This is a genomic window from Sabulicella flocculans (genome assembly GCF_045449635.1).
Taxonomy (GTDB): domain Bacteria; phylum Pseudomonadota; class Alphaproteobacteria; order Acetobacterales; family Acetobacteraceae; genus Roseococcus.
On record NZ_JBJJBR010000016.1, the window covers coordinates 60,971 to 67,720 of the forward strand.

The following is a 6,750-nucleotide window of genomic DNA, read 5'->3' on the forward strand; positions in this document are numbered from 1 at the left end:
TCAGCGGGCCAGCGACAGCGCGGCGGCGCGGCGGGACAGCTCCTCCCCCGTGGCTTCCAGGACGCGGGTGAGCAGCGCGAGCTCGCGCAGGCTGTCGGGCGGGCCCTCGGGGCGCAGCTCCACCACCGCCAGCACCGGGCCGCCGGGGTGGCCGCCGCGCAGGGCGTGCAGCGCCTGGGCGGCGCGGGCGCGCACGCCGTCGCCCGCCAGGCGCCCGTCCAGCCAGGCGGCCGCGGCCACGGTGCCGGCCTGGCCCTGGGCCTGGCGCGCGCGCATCCGCCCGCCGCCGGGCAGCGGCACGTCGAAGGTGCGGTCCTGGTCGGACACGGCGAGCGTCAGCGCCCGGCGCGCGGCCGAGACGGCGTCCCAGTTCACCCGGGGCGCGAAGAGCACCAGCCGTGCCTGCACCGCCGCGCCCTGGCACAGCAGGGCGCCTTGCGGCCCGGCCTCGCAGAAGGTGGGCACCGGCAGGGGCAGCGCCACCTCGCGCGGGGGGGTGGCGGCGGCGCCGGCATCCAGCCGCGCGGCCACCGCCGGGCCGGCGGCGGCCGCCAGCAGCGCCAGCAGGGCGGCGGGCAGCGCCATCAGCGGCCGGCCGGGTGCGCCGGGGCCGCTGAGCGCCGGGAAGGGCCCGCCATCCTGCCGGAACGGCAGCCCCGCCAGGATCAGCAGCAGGATGACCACGGAGAAGAAGCCCCAGCCGTAGATCAGGTGGTCGGCGTCCACCGCCGCGGCGCTGCCCCACCAGTGGCCCAGCACCACCAGCCCGAAGGCGCGCACGCCATTGGCCAGCACCGGCACCGCCAGGGCCAGCGCCATCACCGTGGCGCGCCGCCAGGGGCTGCGGAACATCACGAAGGCGTAGAGCGCGCCGAAGGCCAGGGCGGCGATGATGAAGCGCAGCCCCGCGCAGGCCTCGGCGATGTAGAAGGTCCCCTCGGGGATCTCGATCAGCAGGTCGTCCACGTAGTGGGGGATGGCGGTCCAGTCGAGCATGACGTCCACCATGCGCGCGGTGATCACCTGCAGCGCCGGGACGGTGAAGGCGCCGAAGGGCACCAGGAACACCAGGTAGGCCAGCGGCGCCGCCATGGCGAGCGACACCCGCCAGCCCAGCGTGGCCAGCACCAGCGCGTAGAACAGGCCCAGCGCGGCGAATTGCCGCCCCTCCATCACCCCCATGCGCTCGGCCAGCAGCCACAGCACGGCGGCGGGCAGGCCCAGCAGCGCGAAGGCGGGGGTGGGCACGGGGCGCAGGGCGGGCAGGCGCCGGCGCCGCGTCCAGGCCAGCCACACGGCGATGGGCAGGATCAGCCAGCCATGGTTGTAGGCGGCGGAGCTTTCCCAGATGGAGACGGCGTGCGCCGCCTCCTCGAAGAACAGCGCCAGCCAGGCGAGCGTGCCCAGGCCCAGCGCCGCCAGCGGCCAGCGCCAGCCCGCCGGCACGGCAGGACTGGTCAGCGCCTCCGGCCCCGCCGGGCCGGCCTTGCTCACCGCATTCATCCCGGCAGTTCTCCCTGGCCCAGGCACCCCGGGCCAGCATAAGGCGGATGGCCGGGGAAAACCATGGCAGGGCTTGGCTCAGCCCCGGCTGCGCACCAGGCCCAGGCAGAGCATCCCCAGGCCGAACAGCGCCAGCGCCGCCGGGCCGGGCACCAGGGTGGGGGCGTCGATCGCCTTGATCTGGAAGCCCAGGCGCGAACCGCCGGGGAAGCCGCCGGTCCAGTCCAGCGCCGCCTCGCCGGTCAGCACGAAGTCGCCCGGGCCGAAGCCTTCCACCACCGCGAAGTCCAGCCCGCCGCCGCTGGCCAGCAGCCCGCCCAGCGCCGTGCCGTTCAGCGCCAGGGCGCGCATGCGCGTGGCGCTGCCCGCGCCTTCGGAGCGCAGCCGCAGGCCCAGCATGTCGATGCCGTCCACCAGCGGGTTGGTCCAGCTGCCGGCGTAGTTGCCCAGGGTGAAGGCCAGCGTGCTGCCGGTGCGCGCCAGGCTGAAGGGCCGGAAGGCGTTGCCGCCGCCGGCCACGCCCCAGGAGAACTGCCCGGCGGTGCCCACCGGCGCGGCGTTGGTGAGGTTGGGCGGGATGTGCAGCCCGGCCTCGTAGTCGCCATTGCCGGCGTTGTTGCCGCCGCGCGCCTGCGCCACCGCCGCCTCGGCCGCCGGCAGGGCCACGCCGCGCCCGGCCAGGAAGGCCAGGAAGGCGGTGTCCGTGCTGCCGGTGAAGGTGATGACGGGGGCGGCCTGGGCGCCGCCGGCGCCGATGGCGGCGGCGAGCAGCAGGGCGGGGAGAACCTTCATGTGGAGCCTCCTGCGGGAACGGTTGGGGAACGGGTTCAGGCGCGGCGGCGGGCGAGGCCGAGGCCGAGCAGCGCGGCCCCGAACAGCGCCAGCGCGCCGGGCGCGGGCACGGCGGCCGGGGCGGTCACCATCTGCACCAGGGTGAAGTCGGAGGGGTTGGAGCAGCCGCCCAGCAACGCATCCCCCGCGCAGGCGCCCGGCAGCGCGGTGAGGCTGATGGAGGTGATGGCGAGCTGGCCGAAGGGGTTGTCGATGCGCCAGCCGGCCCCGCCCCCGTTGGCGGTGGCGGGCGAGATGTTGGTGACCGTCCCCAGGCCGGTCCAGGTGGCGGTGGTGGCGCCGATGGCGGTCAGCAGGAAGCTGAGGGTGCCGTTGACCGTGACCTGGGCGACCTCGTTCACGTCGTCGAACTCGGGCCCGTCGAACAGCACGCCCAGGGTGAGGGAGGTGACGCGCACCGGCCCGCCCAGCGGGGTGCCGGTGATGGCCTCGCCGATGTCGATCTCGTCCCCGGTGCGGCCGCCGGAGACGCCGACGCCCAGCGGCAGGAAGCCGAACTTCTGCTGGAACACCCCGCCCGTGGGCGTCCAGGTGACGCCGCCCACCACCTGCGTGCCCTGGCCCGACACGAAGGCGGTCGCGTCCGTGACCGCGGCCGCGGCCGGCAGGGCGGCGGCGAGGCCGAGCGCCACGCCGAGGGAGAGACCGGGAAGGGAGCGGAAGACGGACATGGTGGCTTACCTGCACGGATCACGGCCGGGGGACGTCCCCGCCTGACCCTGGAGAAAGCAACAAGAATGCCAACTTCAGGAAGCTTGTCCTTTCAATTACTTATCGGGCCTCGAAAGCCGTTTTTGATTATTGTGTCAAAAAAACCAACTCATGAGACGGCAAGCAGCGGGTCCAGCTTCGCCAGCGTGGCATCCCAGTTGTGGCCCTGGCGCACCGCCTCGCGCGCCGCGCTAGTCATGCCGGGGTGCTTCCCGTCGAGGATCTCGGCGATGCGCGCGGCCATGCCCGCGGCCGTCCCCTCCACCAGCAGGTCCCGCCCAGGCGTGGCGCGCACCCCCTCGAAGGCCTGGGGGGTGGCCAGCACCGGGCGGGCCATGGCCATCGCCTCCAGCACCTTGTTCTGGATGCCGCGCGCGATGAACAGCGGCGCCACCGCCACCGCCGCATGGGCGATGAAGGGCCGGATGTCGGGCACGGAGCCGGTGACGCGCACCCGCTCGGAGGCGAGGGCGCGCACCGCCGGCGCCGGGTTGGCGCCGACCACCCAGAATTCCGGCGGGCGGGGCAGGCCGGCCAGCAGCGGCATCACCTCCGCGGCGAACCAGCAGGCGGCCTCCACGTTCGGGCGGTAGTCCATGGTGCCGGTGAACACCAGGGCGGGCGCCGCGCCGAAGGGGCTGGGATGCGCCGCCGCGGGGTCGAAGCGCGCCAGGTCCACCCCGTTCTCCACCGCCCCCACCCGGCCGGCGCATTCGGGGGCCAGGGCGGCGAAGTGCCCCGCCTCCTCCGCCGAGACGAACAGGCTGGCGTCGAACTCCATCACCGCCCGGCGCTCGAAGGCCAGCAGGGTGCGCGCCTCGCGCGACCACACCTGGCGCATGGGGAAGCGGGCGTCGGCGGCGTAGGCGTCCCACTTGGCGGAATCCACGTCCACCAGGTCCAGCACGCGCCGGCGCAGCGCCGCCGCGCCGGGCCCCATCAGGTAGGGCGCCATGGCGGAGGAATAGGCGAAGGCGGCGTCCCAGCGGCGCGCCGCCAGCCCCTCCCTCACCCAGCGCGCCAGCCCGGCATGGTGGAACCAGCCCAGGGACAGCGGCAGGCCGGGCCGGGCGCGCAGCAGGGCGCGCGCCGCCGCCAGCCGCCGCCCGCCCAGCTCCGGCGCCTCCACATGCGCCAGGCGGCCGCGCAGGAAGGGCAGGTGGCGCAGGTCGGCCGGGTCGTCCACCAGGCAGCCCAGATCCACCTCGAAGCGGCGCGCCAGGTGGTCGAGCATGTGCCAGGCGCGGATCTTCTCCCCCTTCTCGGGCGGAAAGGGGATGCGGTGGGCGAGGAAGAGCAGGCGTGGCATGCTGGCAGGTGAAGCACGCCCGGCGCGGCGGCCCAACCCCGGCGGAGCCTCGCCCATGCCCCACCCCCTGTTCTGGACCCGCGCGCTGGCCGCGCTTTCCGGCGCCGCCCTGGTCTGGGGCGGGCTGGAATACCTGGCGCAGGTGCCGCCGCCCGGCTCGCCGGCCGTGGCCTGCGCGGCGGACAACCGCGCCGCCCTGTCGGAGGTGGCGCGCCTGGCCGCGGGGCTGGAGCTGCGCCGCGCCCTGGGCGCGCTGGGCGGCTTCGGCGCCTGCCCCGTCGCCTCGCCGCTGACCTGGACCCTGCTGGTGCTGGGCGGCACCGGCCTGGTCGTCTCCCTGCTGGTGGACATGGTGCTGGCGCGGATGGCGCGGCTGGAGGCGGCGCTGGGACTGGCCGGGCGCGAGCGGGCGGCGCTGGGCGCGCGCGCCGCCGCGCTGGAGGCCGCGCTGGCCGGGCGGGAGCCGCCACCCGCCCCGCCGGGCGACGTGACGCCGCGCATGGCCCGGCTGGAGGCGCTGCTGGCCGACCGCGAGGCCGCCACCACCCGCGCCCTGTCCCGCCTGGCCCGGCTGGAGGAGGCGATGGCCGCCCGCGCCGCCGAGGGGGCGCCCGCGCCGCCCTCGGCCGCCGCGGCCATCCAGGCGGCGCCGCCGCCGCCCGACGCGCCGCCGCCGCTGCCGGAGGACCACCCGCTGGTGCTGCAGGTGGCGGAGGAGATGCGCGCCCAGGGGCTGAACATCTCGCCCGAGGTGGCGCAGCACGTGGCGGCGCTGCGGCTGCCGCGCAGCTGAGGCGGCCTCAGCGCGGCACGATCACCCGCGCGGCGCTGTAGGGGCCCAGCAGGGCCCGGCGCGCCTCCCCGCCCGCCAGGGCGGCGCGGGCGAAGCGCAGCAGCGCCGGCAGCTCGCGCGGGTCCAGCGCCCAGCCGCGCAGGGCGGCGGCGAAGGCGGCCGGATAGTTGCTAGCCAGCAGGTTGCTAGCAGCTAGTTGCTTCTCGGCGCTGTAGAGCGCCCAGCGCAGCTCGCGCCGGAACGGGCGCAGCAGCGGCTCGCGCATCGCCCGGCGCAGCATCCCCGCATCGCCCCGGCGCAGCATCACCGCCGAGTTGGTGATGGAGGCGCCCTCCATCCGCTGCGCGTAGAGCGGCGGCCCGGCGCGGTAGAGCAGCGGGTGGCGGGCCGAGAGCAGCAGGAACAGCAGCGTGTCCTCGCCGATCCACACCCCCTCGCGGAAGCCGCCCAGCTCCTCCAGCGCGTCGCGCCGCACCAGGGTGGGGCCCAGGTGCACGCAGAAGGAGCGCGGCAGCCGCCGGGTCAGCGCCGGCCCGGCCAGCCGGTGCCAGCCCCCGCCCAGCGGGGCCGCGCCCAGCGCCGCCTCGCCCGACAGCGGGGGCAGGTCCTCCGCCCGGCCATCGGGAAAGGTGATGCGGTAGGGACCGGACAGCCAGCGCGCCGCCGGCTCGCGCGCCAGGGCGTCGGCCAGCAGGGCGGCGCGGCCGGGCAGCCACTGGTCGTCGGCGTCGGTGAAGCCCACCCATTCGCCGCGGGCCGCGCGCCAGGCCAGGTTGCGCGCCCCCGCCGGGCCCAGGTTGGCCTCCGTGCGCAGCACCCGCACCCGCGGGTCCGCCGCCGCCAGCGCGGCCAGCGCCGCGCGCGTCTCCTCCCGGCGCGAGGCGTCGTCGGCCAGCAGCAGCTCGGCCACCGGCTCGGCCAGCACAGCGCGGGCCGCGGCCTCCAGCAGCGGCGGCGGGGTGTCGTGCACCGGGCAGACGACGCTGATGGCGGCCATCACGCCCCCCCGTCGCGCCAGCGATAGGCCCACAGCCCGGCCCATTCGCGCAGCATGAACCAGGAGGTGCCCCAGTTGTCGGGCCGCGGCACCAGGTCGGGCCAGGCGAAGGCGGCCGGCAGGCCCAGCCGCGCCGGCGCCGGCTGCACCGGCAGGCCGGCGCGGGCGAAAGCCTCCTGCGCCCGGCGCATGTGCCAGCCATGGGTCACCAGCCGCGCCGCCTCCACGCCGTCGGCGCGCAGCAGCGCGGCCGAGCGCAGGGCGTTGCCGCGGGTGTCGGCCGCCTCGCCCTCCACCCAGCGCGCCGCGACGCCGAAATCGGCCTGCAGGCTCTCGGCCATCAGCTGCGCCACCGGCGGGCCGTTGCGCGACACCACCCCGCCGGTCACCAGCACGGGCAGGCCGGTGGCGCGCGCCAGGGCGGCGCCGGCGCGCAGGCGCTCCAGCGTCAGCGGGCCGGGCTCGTGGCCCGCCGGCCCTTCCCGCGCCTCGGCACCGAGGATGACGATAGCCCCGGGCCGCGCGGCGCCCGGCGGGGCGGGCAGGATCGCCGCCTCCAGCCCCGCGCGCAGCCGGCCCGCGGCC

Annotated in this window: 7 protein-coding genes; 1 reads left to right on the forward strand and 6 read right to left on the reverse strand. The window is 76.9% G+C overall.

Going from position 1 to position 6,750, the window contains the following annotated elements; genetic code table 11:
- The 4 genes from xrtA to ACI6QG_RS14550 form a co-directional block, all read right to left on the reverse strand.
- Positions 1 to 1,503, reverse strand: a complete 1,503-nt coding sequence (gene xrtA, locus ACI6QG_RS14535; protein WP_407025300.1) for an exosortase A — start codon at positions 1,501 to 1,503, stop codon at positions 1 to 3.
- Between the two features lie 78 nt (positions 1,504 to 1,581).
- Entirely contained in the window at positions 1,582 to 2,295 is a 714-nt protein-coding gene (locus ACI6QG_RS14540) for a choice-of-anchor W domain-containing protein (protein WP_407025301.1), read from the reverse strand.
- A gap of 35 nt (positions 2,296 to 2,330) precedes the next feature.
- Positions 2,331 to 3,026, reverse strand: coding sequence for a PEP-CTERM sorting domain-containing protein (locus ACI6QG_RS14545; RefSeq protein WP_407025302.1), 696 nt, complete (start codon positions 3,024 to 3,026; stop codon positions 2,331 to 2,333).
- A 149-nt stretch (positions 3,027 to 3,175) separates the two neighbouring features.
- Positions 3,176 to 4,375, reverse strand: coding sequence for a TIGR03087 family PEP-CTERM/XrtA system glycosyltransferase (locus tag ACI6QG_RS14550; RefSeq protein ID WP_407025303.1), 1,200 nt, complete (start codon positions 4,373 to 4,375; stop codon positions 3,176 to 3,178).
- Positions 4,376 to 4,430: 55 nt separating this feature from the next.
- Between ACI6QG_RS14550 and ACI6QG_RS14555 the strand changes: the two genes are divergently transcribed.
- On the forward strand, positions 4,431 to 5,168 hold the full coding sequence (locus ACI6QG_RS14555) for a hypothetical protein (protein WP_407025304.1): 738 nt from the start codon (positions 4,431 to 4,433) through the stop codon (positions 5,166 to 5,168).
- 7 nt (positions 5,169 to 5,175) lie between these two features.
- Here ACI6QG_RS14555 and ACI6QG_RS14560 read toward each other — a convergent pair whose 3' ends face one another.
- Positions 5,176 to 6,165 (reverse strand): glycosyltransferase family 2 protein, encoded by a 990-nt coding sequence (locus tag ACI6QG_RS14560; protein ID WP_407025305.1) that lies wholly within the window; start codon positions 6,163 to 6,165, stop codon positions 5,176 to 5,178.
- The coding region (locus ACI6QG_RS14565) for a YdcF family protein (RefSeq protein ID WP_407025306.1) at positions 6,165 to 6,750 on the reverse strand (586 nt) is incomplete at its 5' end. The genes ACI6QG_RS14560 and ACI6QG_RS14565, both read right to left, overlap by 1 nt.